Annotated in this window: 12 protein-coding genes; all 12 read left to right on the forward strand. The window is 70.9% G+C overall.

The genetic code is table 11. From position 1 onward, the window contains the following. The first annotated feature begins 145 nt into the window (after positions 1-145). The 12 genes from ACZ59A_RS19655 (at position 146) to pcaDC (ending at position 12,906) form a co-directional block, all read left to right on the forward strand. Positions 146-1,819, forward strand: a complete 1,674-nt coding sequence (locus ACZ59A_RS19655; RefSeq protein WP_470960300.1) for an ABC transporter substrate-binding protein — start codon at positions 146-148, stop codon at positions 1,817-1,819. 21 nt (positions 1,820-1,840) lie between these two features. Beyond that, positions 1,841-2,824, forward strand: a complete 984-nt coding sequence (locus tag ACZ59A_RS19660) for an ABC transporter permease (RefSeq protein ID WP_470960302.1) — start codon at positions 1,841-1,843, stop codon at positions 2,822-2,824. Beyond that, positions 2,821-3,702, forward strand: a complete 882-nt coding sequence (locus ACZ59A_RS19665) for an ABC transporter permease (protein ID WP_468047369.1) — start codon at positions 2,821-2,823, stop codon at positions 3,700-3,702. The genes ACZ59A_RS19660 and ACZ59A_RS19665 overlap by 4 nt, the downstream gene beginning before the upstream one ends. Continuing rightward, positions 3,699-4,715 carry an ABC transporter ATP-binding protein gene (locus ACZ59A_RS19670; RefSeq protein ID WP_470960304.1) on the forward strand — a complete coding sequence of 339 codons (1,017 nt, stop codon included), beginning with the start codon at positions 3,699-3,701 and terminating at the stop codon, positions 4,713-4,715. Before ACZ59A_RS19665 ends, ACZ59A_RS19670 begins: the two co-directional genes overlap by 4 nt. After that, a complete protein-coding gene (locus tag ACZ59A_RS19675) occupies positions 4,712-5,704 on the forward strand; it encodes an ABC transporter ATP-binding protein (RefSeq protein WP_470960306.1) in 993 nt (330 codons plus the stop codon). Before ACZ59A_RS19670 ends, ACZ59A_RS19675 begins: the two co-directional genes overlap by 4 nt. A gap of 116 nt (positions 5,705-5,820) precedes the next feature. Continuing rightward, positions 5,821-6,540, forward strand: a complete 720-nt coding sequence (locus tag ACZ59A_RS19680; protein ID WP_358633569.1) for a GntR family transcriptional regulator — start codon at positions 5,821-5,823, stop codon at positions 6,538-6,540. A 150-nt stretch (positions 6,541-6,690) separates the two neighbouring features. Continuing rightward, positions 6,691-7,674 carry a sugar ABC transporter substrate-binding protein gene (locus tag ACZ59A_RS19685; RefSeq protein WP_470960633.1) on the forward strand — a complete coding sequence of 328 codons (984 nt, stop codon included), beginning with the start codon at positions 6,691-6,693 and terminating at the stop codon, positions 7,672-7,674. Beyond that, positions 7,671-8,729 (forward strand): ABC transporter permease, encoded by a 1,059-nt coding sequence (locus tag ACZ59A_RS19690; RefSeq protein ID WP_470960308.1) that lies wholly within the window; start codon positions 7,671-7,673, stop codon positions 8,727-8,729. Before ACZ59A_RS19685 ends, ACZ59A_RS19690 begins: the two co-directional genes overlap by 4 nt. Beyond that, positions 8,726-9,535, forward strand: a complete 810-nt coding sequence (locus tag ACZ59A_RS19695; protein ID WP_470960310.1) for an ATP-binding cassette domain-containing protein — start codon at positions 8,726-8,728, stop codon at positions 9,533-9,535. The genes ACZ59A_RS19690 and ACZ59A_RS19695 overlap by 4 nt, the downstream gene beginning before the upstream one ends. A 204-nt stretch (positions 9,536-9,739) precedes the next feature. Beyond that, positions 9,740-10,894, forward strand: coding sequence for an ROK family glucokinase (locus tag ACZ59A_RS19700; RefSeq protein WP_468047358.1), 1,155 nt, complete (start codon positions 9,740-9,742; stop codon positions 10,892-10,894). A gap of 32 nt (positions 10,895-10,926) precedes the next feature. Then, the gene (locus tag ACZ59A_RS19705) at positions 10,927-11,532 is read left to right on the forward strand and encodes a hypothetical protein (protein WP_470960312.1); all 606 of its coding nucleotides are present in this window, start codon (positions 10,927-10,929) and stop codon (positions 11,530-11,532) included. A gap of 33 nt (positions 11,533-11,565) precedes the next feature. Next, positions 11,566-12,906, forward strand: coding sequence for a bifunctional 3-oxoadipate enol-lactonase/4-carboxymuconolactone decarboxylase PcaDC (gene pcaDC, locus ACZ59A_RS19710; RefSeq protein ID WP_470960314.1), 1,341 nt, complete (start codon positions 11,566-11,568; stop codon positions 12,904-12,906). Positions 12,907-12,914: the final 8 nt, after the last annotated feature.

Raw genomic sequence — 12,914 nt, forward strand, 5'->3', positions numbered from 1 at the left:
GGAGGAGCCCTGTCGGCTCTATTGACACCCTCTGACGGAGCCCCTTAATTTCACGGCGCCGGGGCTGTGCCGGCATACCGAGTGCGGGCATGCCGACTGCGGGCATACCGAGTGCGGGCATATCGAGGGGGACACCATGATGTTGATGAGCACGGGCCGTCCGCGCCGCACGATCGCCGCGGCGGCCGCACTCGCACTCTCCGGCACGCTGGCCGCCTGCGGCGGTGGCGGCAGCGGCGGAGGCGGCGCTGGTGGGGTGCTGACCGTATCCACCGGATCCACCGGCAATTTCGTCCGCAACTTCAATCCGTTCGCGCCGCAGCCGCTCCAGGCGACCAACGGAATGATCTACGAGCCGTTATTCCACTTCAACGCGGCCAGAACCGGCGACGTCGACCCCTGGCTGGCCACGAAATACACATGGTCGAACGGCGGAAAATCCCTTCGCGTCCAGTTACGGACGAACGTCACCTGGAACGACGGAAAGCCCTTCACCGCCGACGACGTCGCGTACACCTTCCAGATGGCGAAGGACGACAAGGCGCTCAACATGTACGCCCTGCCGATCGCCTCCGCGGCCGCCGAGGGCAAGCACACCGTGGTCCTCACCTTCACCAAGTCCGCGTACACCAAGGAGTACTTCCTCCTCGGCAAGATGAAGATGCTGCCCCGGCACATCTGGTCCACGTTCTCCGCCAAGGAGAGGACGACCACGCTCAACCCCAGCCCGGTGGGCACCGGACCGTGGACGGTGAAATCCGTCAAGGGCACGACATACGATCTGGCCGCCCGCAAGGACTACTACATCAAGGGCCTTCCGCACTTCAAGATCATGCGGTATCGCGGCTTCACCGGGAACAGCGCCGCCAACGCCGCGGTCACCTCAGGGCAGATCGACTGGGCGGGCGGGTTCATTCCCGACGTCAAGAAGAACTATCTCGCCAAGAACAAGAAGTTCGACCTGGTCAACATACCGCTGGCCACCACCTCCTTCGTGCCCAACGCCCAGCGCGGCCCCACCGCCGATGTCCATGTCCGCAAAGCGATCAGCGCCGCCCTCGACCGCGACTTCATGAACAGAAGCGTGTACGACGGCCAGTCGCCCCCCGCCAACCCCATGGCGCTCCTGCTCCCCAACTACCGGTCCGTCCTCGACCCGTCGCTGAAAGACGCGAAGGTCGAGACCGGACAGGACAAGGTCGACGGGTATCTCACCGGCTCCGGCTACGCCAAGGGGTCGGACGGCATGTGGCGGAAGAACGGGAAGAAGCTGTCCGTATCGGTCGAACTCGTCTCCGGCTGGACCGACTACGTGAGCGTCGCCCAGATGGCGAAGGAGCAGCTGAAGAAGGCCGGTATCGACCTCGTCGTCAAGGCCGAGTCGTACAGCCAGTGGTCCAACAACCGGGCCCGCGGCCAGTTCCAGATGCTGCTGGACAACGCCGGATACACCCCCGATCCGCGCGCCTACTACGCGCAGATGCTGGACAGTTCGATCCCGCCGAAGATCGGTGAGTCGACCAATGTCGGCAATTTCGGCCGCTACGCCAACCCCGCCATCGACAAGGCGCTCGACCGGATCGCGTCCACCACCGACCTCGCGAAACAGAGGCCCTGGTATTACAAGATCCAGCACGAATTCATCGAGGACATGCCGCTGATCCCGCTCCTCTACGGCCAGAACGAGCAGGAATTCAACGGCAACCGGGTCACCGGCTATCCCACCGAGGACAATCTGTATGCCGCGCCCTCCATCTGGCTCGACCCCGACGGCGGCTGGGTCGCCGCCCGGATCAAGCCAGCAAAAGCGGGCAAGTAGCGGCGGGCGGGGGCGGACAGCGTGCGCTACCTCCTGCGCAAGCTCGGCTTCTACGCCGTCGCCGCCTGGATGGCGGTCACCGTCAACTTCTTCCTCCCGCGCCTCATCCCCGGCGACCCGGTGGAGCTGATGCTCGCCCGCCAGGCCCAGTCCGGGCCCGTCGAGCCCGGCCAGGAAGAGGCCCTGGCCGCCATGCTCGGCCTCGGCCACGGCAACCTCCTCGTCCAGTACGGCGAGTATCTGCGCGCGCTGGCCCACTTCGACTTCGGGCTCTCCGTCACGTACTTCCCGAGCCCGGTGACCGAGGTCGTCGGCGGCGCCGTCCCCTGGACGCTCGTCCTGGTCGGCGCCGCCACCCTCCTCAGCGTCGCCCTCGGCCTCACCCTCGGCACCCTGGCCGGGTGGCGGCGCGGCAGCTGGTTCGACTCCCTCGTCCCCTCCACCACCTTCCTCGCCGCGATCCCCTACTTCTGGCTCGCGCTGCTGCTGCTCTACCTCTTCAGCCAGGTGTGGGGCGTGCTGCCGCTGGGCGGCGGCTACGACGAGACGCTGGACATCGGCCTCAGCGGCGCCTTCCTGTCCTCCGCCGCCGAACACGCCGTGCTGCCCGCCGCCACCATCGTGCTCAGCTCGGTCGGCGGCTGGATGCTCGGCATGCGCAACATGATGGTCTCCACCCTGGCCGAGGACTACGTGGTCGCCGCCGAGGCCAAGGGGCTGCCGCCGCGCACGGTCATGGTCGGCTACGCGGCCCGCAACGCGGTGCTGCCCTCGGTCGCCGGGTTCGCCATCTCGCTCGGCTTCATCGTCAGCGGCTCCCTCGTGATGGAGATCGTGTTCTCGTACCCCGGCATGGGCTTCACCCTGCTCCAGGCCGTCCAGAACACCGACTACCCGCTCATGCAGGCCGTCTTCCTCGTCATCACCTTCGGCGTGCTCGCCGCCAACTTCCTGGTGGACCTTGTGTACGGCTTCGTCGACCCCCGCACCAGGCAGGCCCGATGACACCCCCGGTCACCACCCCACGGGCGGGCGGCCGCGGCTGGCTGCGACCCGCGTTGCGCTCCCGCCGCTTCGCCACCGGCCTCGTCCTGCTCGCCGTCTTCGTCCTCACGGCGGCGCTCGGACCCTGGCTGATCCGGGACGCGAACGCCTTCACCGCGGACCTGGGCCAGGCTCCCTCCGGGGCGCACTGGCTCGGCACCACCCAGACCGGGCAGGACGTCTTCGCCCAGCTCGTCGCCTCCGCCCGCGGCACCCTCCTGATCGGCGCCGCCTCCGCCCTCATCGCGACCGTCGTCTCCGTCGTCGTCGGGATCGGCGGCGGCTTCCTCGGCGGGCTCGCGGACGAGGCACTGTCCCTGATCAGCAACGTGTTCCTGGTGATCCCCGGGCTGCCGCTGGTCATCGTCGTGTCCGCGTACGTCAAGGGCGGCGGCTCCTGGTCCACCATCCTCGTCATCGCCCTCACCAGCTGGGCCGCCTCCGCCCGGGTGCTGCGCGCCCAGACGCTGTCGCTGCGCAGCCGCGACTATGTGCTGGCGGCGCGGGTGTACGGGGAGAAGCGGTGGCGGATCGTGCTGGTGGAGATCCTGCCCAACGAACTCGCCATCATCGTCTCGCAGTTCATCTTCGCGGTGATCTTCGCGATCCTCACCCAGGCCGGTCTCGCGTTCCTGGGCCTGTCCGACCCGTCCCAGCTCACCTGGGGCACGATGCTCTACTTCGCGCAGAACGCGGAGGCCCTCACCAGCGGGGCCTGGTGGTGGTTCATCCCGCCCGGGCTGTGCATCGCCGCCCTCGGCACGGCCCTGTCGCTGATCAGCTTCGGCCTGGACGAGGTCCTGGACCCCCGGCTGCGGGTACGGAAGGTGAGCCCATGAGCGACGACGTGGTGCTGCGCGCCGAGCACATCAGCGTGGTGTACGAGGGCGAACGCCCCACCCGGGCCGTCCGCGACGTCGGCTTCGAGCTGCGGCGCGGTGAACTCCTCGGTATCGCGGGCGAGTCCGGCTGCGGCAAGTCGACGCTCGCGTACGCCGTCGCCCGCATGCTGGCGCCCCCGGCGCGGCTCACCGGGGGGCGGGTCACACACCGCGACCGTGACGGCGCCGAAACGGATCTGCTCGCGCTGGAGGGGGAGGCGCTGCGGGCCTTCCGCTGGTCCCGGCTGTCCGTCGTCTTCCAGTCCGCCATGAACGCGCTCAACCCGGTGACCACCGTCGGCCGGCAGTTCGACGACATCTTCCGCGCTCACCGCCCCCGTATGCGCCGCCCCGAGCGGTACGAGCGCGCCCGCGCCCTCCTCGACATGGTCGGCATCGACCCGGCCCGGGTGCGGGCGTATCCGCACGAGCTGTCCGGCGGCATGCGGCAGCGCGTCGTCATCGCCATGGCGCTCGCGCTCGAACCCGAGATCGTCATCATGGACGAGCCGACGACTGCGCTCGATGTCGTCGTCCAGCGCGAAATCCTGGACGAGGTGCAGCGGCTCCGCGACGAACTGGGCTTCAGCGTCGTCTTCATCACCCACGACCTGTCGCTGCTGCTGGAGATCAGCGACCGGCTGGCCGTGATGTACGCGGGCCGAATCGTCGAGTACGGACCCGCGGAGCGGATCGCCGCGGCCCCCGCACATCCGTACACCCAGGCCCTGCTGCGCTCCTTCCCCGACCTCGCGGGCGAACGCGGGCTCCTGCGCGGCATCCCCGGCTCCCCGCCGGACCTCCGCGACGCCCTGCCCGGCTGCCCGTTCGCCCCACGCTGCGAGCACGCCTTCGCCCCCTGCGGTACGACCTCGCCGCCCCTCGTGCGCCAAGCCCCGGGCACCTCCGCCGCCTGCCATCTGGGTGCGGTGGCGGGGACGGCCCCCCGACCGGAAGGGCGGCAGCCGTGACCGCACTGGAGGTCTCCGACCTCACCGTCGACTTCCCGCAGCGCGGCCGGGTGCCGTTCCGGGCCGTGGACCGGGTGTCGTTCTCGCTGCACGCCGGGCGGACGCTCGCGCTCGTGGGGGAGTCCGGGAGCGGCAAGTCGACCGTCGTCCGCGCCCTGTCGCGGCTGGTGGCGCCGACCGCCGGGGAGGTGCGGCTCGGCGGGGCGCGGCGGACCCGGGGCACCGAGTACCGGCGGGCCGTACAGATGGTGTTCCAGGACCCGTTCGCCTCGCTCAACCCCGCGCACACCGTGGGCCACCACCTCGTCCGCCCGCTGCTGGCGAGCGGCCGGGCGCGGCGCGGGGATGCCCCGGAGCAGGCGTACGAGCTGCTGCGGTCGGTGAACCTCACGCCCGCCGCCGACATGGCGCGCAAGCGCCCCCACGAGCTGTCGGGCGGGCAGCGGCAGCGCGTCGCCATCGCCCGCGCGCTGGCGCCGGGGCCCCAGGTGCTGCTGGCCGACGAGCCGGTGTCGATGCTGGACGTGTCGATCCGGCTGGAGATCCTGGGGCTGCTGGACCGGCTCAAGGACGAGCGCGGGCTCGCCCTGCTGTACGTCACCCACGATCTGGCCACCGCCCGGCACTTCGCCTCCGAGGTGATGGTCATGTACCGGGGGGAGATCGTGGAGCGCGGCCCCAGCGACGAGGTGATCCTCGCGCCCCGCCACCCGTACACCCAGGCGCTGGCCGCCGCCGCGCCGAGCTCGGCCGCCGGTCGCGAGCGGGCGCGGGCGGCCCGCGCGGAGCGGCTGGCGGGGCGGGCGCGGCGGGACGCGGAGCGGCGCGAGGTGGTGGTGGGGGACGGCTGCCGGTTCCGGCCGCGCTGCCCGTACGCCATGGACGCCTGTACGCGGCGGCCGCCCGAGACGAGGGTGGGCCCGGGCCATCGGTCGCTCTGCTGGTTACGGACAGACACGAAAGACAGCGTTGTCGACTCCACTCCGTAGTTTGTCCGGACAACAGAACTTCACGACTTCCCGTCATCTGTTCATCCGGCTACGCTCGCCCCGTGGCAAAGCAGGAAGAAGACTCCTCCGGCGGGGCGGATGCGCTCCAGTTCAGCGTGGACCGCAGCAGCCCGGTCCCGCTCTACTTCCAGCTGTCCCAGCAGCTCGAGTCGGCGATCGAAAAAGGACGGCTGGCACCCGGGAGCCTGCTCGGCAACGAGATCGAGCTGGCCGGGCGGCTCGGGCTGTCCCGCCCCACCGTCCGCCAGGCGATCCAGTCGCTGGTCGACAAGGGCCTGCTGGTGCGGCGCCGAGGCGTCGGCACCCAGGTGGTGCACAGCCAGGTCAAGCGCCCCCTGGAGCTGAGCAGCCTCTACGACGACCTGGAGGCCGCGGGCCAGCGCCCCGCCACCCGGGTGCTGCTGAACACCACCGAGCCCGCCACCGCCGAGGTCGCCGCCGCGCTCGGCATCGCGGAGGGCACCGAGGTGGTGCTGATCGAGCGGCTGCGGCTGGCGCACGGCGAGCCCATGGCGCATCTGTCCAACCGGCTCCCGGCCGGGCTGCTCAAGCTGGACAGCGCGGAGCTGGAGGACACCGGCCTCTACCGGCTGATGCGCGCCGCGGGGATCACCCTGCACAGCGCGCGCCAGGCGGTCGGCGCCCGCGCGGCCACCGCCGACGAGGGGAAGCAGCTCGGCGAGCCCGAGGGCGCGCCGCTGCTGACCATGGAGCGGACGACCTTCGACGATACGGGCCGGGCCGTCGAGTTCGGCTCGCACACCTATCGCGCCTCGCGCTACGCCTTCGAGTTCCAGCTGCTCGTACGTCCCTGATCCACCGGCACCCCCACGACCCCGGTCGCGCCCCGTAACGGATACTTGGCGGCGGCCGGGGCCGATCATGTCGCTCCCGGCCGCGGACATGAAACGGGACGAGAGGGACGAGGCTTCTTCGTGGCCAGAGTTGGGACAGGGGCACGCGCGCTGACCGCCGCCGTGCTGGCGACACTGCTGGGCGCGGCCCTGGCCGGGTGCAGCAGTACCGGCGGGCTGCGTGCCGAGAAGCGGGCCGCGCAGGCGGCCTCGGGGCACGCGGCGGTCAACACCCCGCGGATGACCTTCGCCATGGTCACCCACTCCGGCGACGGCGACACCTTCTGGGACATCGTGCAGAACGGCGCCGAGCAGGCCGCCGTCAAGGACAACGTCAAGTTCCTCTACGCCCATAACGAGGAGGGCAAGGAACAGGCCCAGCAGGTCCAGTCGTACATCGACCAGAAGGTCGACGGCCTGATCGTCACCCTCGCCAAGCCCGACGCCATGAAGTCCGTCCTGCAACGCGCCCAGAAGGCCGGGATACCGGTGATCACGGTCAACTCCGGTTCCGCCGAGTCCAAGAAGTTCGGCGCGCTCACCCACGTCGGCCAGGACGAGACCATCGCGGGCGAGGCCGTCGGCGACGAGCTGAACAAGCGCGGCCGCAAGAAGGCCCTGTGCGTCCTGCACGAGCAGGGCAACGTGGGCCACGAGCAGCGCTGCGACGGCGCGGCGAAGACGTTCGACGGAAAGCTGCAGAAGATCTACGTCGAGGGCACCAACATGCCCGACGTGGAGTCCTCCATCGAGGCCAAGCTCCAGTCCGACCAGGACATCGACACCGTCCTCACCCTCGGCGCGCCGTTCGCCGACACCGCCTCCCAGGCCGTCGAGCAGGCGGGCAGCAAGGCGGAGATCGACACCTTCGACCTCAACGCGAAGGTCGCGGCCGGGCTGGAGGACGGCACGCTGGGCTTCGCCGTCGACCAGCAGCCGTATCTCCAGGGGTACGAGGCGGTGGACCTGCTCTGGCTCCAGCGCTACAACGCGGACGTGCTCGGCGGCGGCAAGCCGGTCCTCACCGGCCCGCAGATCGTCACCAAGGACGACGCCAAGAAGCTGGCGGCGTTCACGAAGCGGGGCACCCGATGAGCGCGGAGACCCGGTCCCTGCCGCAGGAGGGCGAGACCGAGGCGCGCCCGGTGGCGCGGACCCCGCTGCTGCCCCGCCTGGCGGGCCGCCCGGAGCTGGGCGCGGTCGTCGGCGCCGCCGCCGTGTTCGTCTTCTTCTCGATCGCCGCCGACGCCTTCCTCCAGTGGTCGAGCTTCAGCACCGTGCTGTACGCCTCCTCGACCATCGGGATCATGGCGGTGCCGGTCGCGCTGCTGATGATCGGCGGCGAGTTCGACCTGTCGACCGGCGTCCTGGTCACCTCGTCCGCGCTGGTCTCGTCGATGTTCTCGTACCAGATGACGGCGAACGTCTGGGTCGGCGCCGGGGTGTCCCTGCTGGTCACCCTCGCCATCGGCTTCTTCAACGGCTATCTGCTGGTGCGCACCAACCTGCCGAGCTTCATCATCACGCTCGGCACCTTCCTGATCCTCCAGGGCTGCAACCTCGGCTTCACCAAGCTGATCAGCGAGACCGTCTCCACCAAGACCATCGCCGACATGGAGGGCTTCCCCTCCGCCCGCCGGGTCTTCGCCTCCGAGCTGACCATCGGGGACGTGGAGCTGCAGATCACCGTGGTGTGGTGGTTCGCCCTGATCGCGCTCGCCACCTGGATCCTGCTGCGCACCCGCGCCGGGAACTGGATCTTCGCGGTGGGCGGTGCCAAGGAGGCGGCCCGCGCGGTCGGCGTACCCGTGAACGCCACCAAGATCGGGCTCTACATGGGGGTCGCCCTGGCGGCGTGGATCTCCGGGCAGCATCTGCTGTTCAAGTACGACACCGTCCAGTCCGGCGAGGGCGTCGGCAACGAACTGCTGTACATCATCGCGGCCGTCATCGGCGGCTGCCTGCTGACCGGCGGCTACGGCTCGGCGGTGGGCGCCGCCGTCGGCGCGTTCATCTTCGGCATGACCAACAAGGGCATCGTGTACGCGCAGTGGGGCGCGGACTGGTTCAAGTTCTTCCTCGGGGCGATGCTGCTGCTCGCCACGCTGCTCAACTGGTGGGTCCGCAAGCGGGCGGAGGCAAGCGCATGAGCACCGACACCGGCACTAACACCGACGGCGCATCCGGGACTCCGCTGATCGCGCTGCGCGACATCGGCAAGCACTACGGCAACGTCAGGGCCCTCGAAGGCGTCTCGCTCGACGTCCACGCCGGGCGGATCACCTGCGTCCTCGGCGACAACGGCGCGGGCAAGTCCACGCTCATCAAGATCGTCGCCGGGCTGCACCAGCACGACGAGGGCACCCTCGCCGTCGAGGGCGAGGAGACCCGGCTCGGCTCGCCGCGCGAGGCCCTGAACCGCGGCATCGCGACCGTCTACCAGGACCTCGCCGTCGTCCCGCTGATGCCGGTCTGGCGGAACTTCTTCCTCGGCTCCGAGCTCCGCAAGGGCCGCGGCCCCTTCACCCGCCTCGACGTGCCCGCCATGCGCGAGACCACCCACCGCGAGCTGCTGCGCATGGGCATCGACCTGCGCGACGTCGACCAGCCCATCGGCACCCTCTCCGGCGGCCAGCGCCAGTGCGTGGCCATCGCCCGCGCCGTCCACTTCGGCGCCAAGGTCCTCGTCCTCGACGAGCCGACGGCGGCGCTGGGCGTCAAGCAGTCCGGGGTGGTGCTCAAGTACGTCGCCGCCGCGCGCGACGCCGGGCTCGGAGTGGTCCTGATCACGCACAACCCGCACCACGCCTACCTGGTCGGCGACCGCTTCGTCCTGCTCAAGCGCGGCACGATGGCGGGCAGCCACGCCAAGGACGAGATCGCGCTGGACGACCTGACCCGCCAGATGGCGGGCGGCAGCGAGCTGGAACAACTGACCCACGAGCTGGCGCGCTGAGTGAGGCCCGATCGGCCGGGTGTCCGGTGGCTCACCATGCACCGCGAGGGCCGGTTGAGGCACAATCGCACGGCGGGCCCCACCCGCGTCATGACCACCGCACGCCGAGGCCCCGGCCTCCCGAGACACCCGCAGGGACGACGAACTCTTGCGAGCACGCACCCGCAGCGACCGCATCCCCCGCACCGGTGAAGGGGCCGGCCGATGAGCATCTACCGCGAAAGAGTGCACCGCGGCTCGGCCAGGGCCACCGTGCTGCGGACCGTCGGCACGCGTGAGCGCCGCTCGCATCTGAGCGCGCCCCGGGTCCCCACGGTCGGCATCGACATCGGTGGCACGAAGGTGATGGCCGGGGTCGTCGACGCCGACGGCAACATCCTGGAGAAGGTGCGCACCGAGACGCCCGACAAGTCCAAGAGCCCCAAGGTGGTCGAGGACACGATCACCGAACTCGTCCTGGACCTGTCCGACCGGCACGATGTGCACGCGGTCGGCATCGGGGCGGCGGGCTGGGTGGACGCGGACCGCAACCGGGTCCTGTTCGCACCGCATCTGTCCTGGCGCAATGAGCCGCTGCGCGACCGGCTGGCCGCGCGGCTCGCCGTTCCGGTCATGGTCGACAACGACGCGAACGCGGCGGCGTGGGCCGAGTGGCGGTTCGGCGCCGGACGCGACGAGGACCATCTCGTCATGATCACGCTCGGCACCGGCATCGGCGGCGCGATTCTGGAGGACGGCCAGGTCAAGCGCGGCAAGTACGGGGTCGCGGGGGAGTTCGGCCATATGCAGGTCGTGCCCGCCGGACACCGCTGCCCGTGCGGCAACCGGGGCTGCTGGGAGCAGTACAGCTCCGGCAACGCGCTGGTCCGGGAGGCCCGTGAGCTGGCCGCCGCCGAGTCGCCGGTGGCGTACGGGATCAACGACCGGGTCGGCGGCAACATCCAGGAGATCACCGGGCCGCTGATCACCGAGCTGGCCCGGGACGGCGATGCCATGTGCATCGAGCTCCTCCAGGACATCGGCCAGTGGCTCGGGGTCGGCATCGCCAACCTCGCCGCCGCCCTCGACCCCTCCTGCTTCGTGATCGGCGGCGGCGTCAGCGCCGCCGACGATCTGCTGATCGTCCCGGCCCGGGAGGCGTTCCGGCGTACCCTGACCGGGCGCGGCTACCGGCCGGAGGCCCGTATCGTCAAGGCCCAGCTGGGACCCGAGGCGGGCATGGTCGGCGCCGCCGATCTCGCCCGGCTCGTCGCCCGCCGCTTCCGCCGTGCCACCCGCCGCCGGGTCGAGCGGTACGAGCGCGCCGGGTCCTCCTCCCCGCTGCGGCTGGCGCCGCGCGGTCAGGCGGGCCGCGAGTGAACACCGCCGAGCAGCGCCCCGGAGGAGCCCCCGTGTCCGGTACCAACGGAAGCCCCGTGTCCGAGCGGCCCGGCACGCCCGGCGTGCCGCCCGCCACGCCCGGTGCGTACGGCGGTGACGGTGGCCGTCCGCCGCGCCGCTGGCTCAAGGCCGTGATCGTCTTCCTGCTGATCGCGATCCCGGCGGGCTATCTGGCGATCTCCGCCATGCAGAGCCGCGACGGCGGCTCGGAGAAGGTCCAGGCGGCCAAGGCCAAGGGCCTCTCCGCGGGCTATCCGTCCCGGGTGCAGCGGCGCATCTACGACGTGCCGGTCCCGCAGCACGCGCGCAAGGTCGCCTCGTACGAGACCAACTCGTGGAAGGTCAGCTCGCTGTACGTGCAGTTCGTCACCTCCCGCGGCGGACTCGACAGCTTCCTGACCAAGCTCGGCACCCGTCCGTCCGCGCTGGAGAAGGGCGCGGTGACGATCACGGACGAGCAGGCGAAGAACGTGGGCTGGCAGGTCGGAGCCGCCGGTCACGACTGGTCCGGCATGGTCATCAAGCAGAAGGATCCGCAGCCGAAGCTGAGGATCACGGTCAGAAACGACAACCCGGCACATCCGAAGGTCTACGTGGTCTCCACCATTACGCCGTAGGGACCGCTACGACGTTCGGGATACCGTTTCCGGGTGAGCGAGACCAAGACACTTCAGTACCGGACCGACGGCCCCGAGGACGGGCCCGTACTCGTCCTCGGACCGTCGCTGGGCACGACCTGGCACATGTGGGACCGCCAGATACCCGAGCTGTCCCGCCACTGGCGCGTCCTCCGCTTCGACCTCCCGGGCCACGGCGGCTCACCCGCCCACCCCGCCCCCTCCGTCGCGGAACTCGCCGCGCGGCTGCTGGCCACCCTCGACATGCTGGGCATCGACCGCTTCGGCTACGCGGGCTGCTCGCTCGGCGGGGCCATCGGCGCCGAACTGGCGCTGCGACATCCCCTGAGAGTGGGCTCACTCGCCCTCGTCTCCGCCTCCCCGCGCTTCGGCACCGCCGACTCCTTCCGGCAGCGCGGCGTCGTGGTCCGCACCAACGGCCTCGACCCGATCGCCCGCGCCACCCCCGAGCGCTGGTTCACCTCCACCTTCGCCGCCGCCCAGCCCGCCATCGTCGACTGGGCCGTCCAGATGGTCCGCACCACCGACCCCGGCTGCTACATCGCCGCGTGCGAGGCACTGGCCGCCTTCGACATCCGCCCCGAGCTGGGCCGGATCGGCATCCCCACGCTCGTCGTGGCCGGGGCCGAGGACCAGGTCACCCCGGCCGCGGACGCCCGCGTCCTGGTCGCGGGCATACCCGACGCCCGGCTCGCGCTCGTCCCCGGTACGTCCCATCTGGCGCCCGTCGAGCAGCCCGCCGCCGTCACCGATCTGCTCGTACGCCACTTCTCCAGCTCGTGGCAGTCCTCGGACCACCCGACCGGGATGACCGCGGTCTCCGCCCCGCCCGTCAAGCCCGTGCTGACACCCGTGCCGCCGCCGGTCACCGCCCCGGCCCCGCCGCGTACCGCACCGGCCGCCGCCGCGCACGCCGGGCCGCCCGTCGAGATCGGCTACACCCAGCCGCCCGAGTCCGCGCCGGACGGCCGCGCCGACCGTTACGAGCAGGGCATGAAGGTCCGGCGCGAGGTGCTGGGCGACGCCCATGTGGACCGCGCGGAGTCCCAGGTCGACGAGTTCACCGGCGACTTCCAGGACTTCATCACCCGCTATGTGTGGGGCGAGGTGTGGACCCGGCCCGGCATCGACCGCCGCACCCGCAGCGTGATCACCCTCACCGCCATGGCCGCCCGCGGCCACCTGGACGAGCTCGCCTTCCACACCCGGGCCGCGCTGCGCAACGGGCTGACGCCGACCGAGATCAAGGAAGTGCTGCTGCACACCGGCATCTACTGCGGGGTGCCCGCCGCGAACGCCGCCTTCGCCGTGGCCCAGCGGGTCATCCGCGAGGAGACCAGCCCCGAGGAGTAGGCGCGTGG

The organism is Streptomyces sp. NPDC040405, assembly GCF_055595765.1.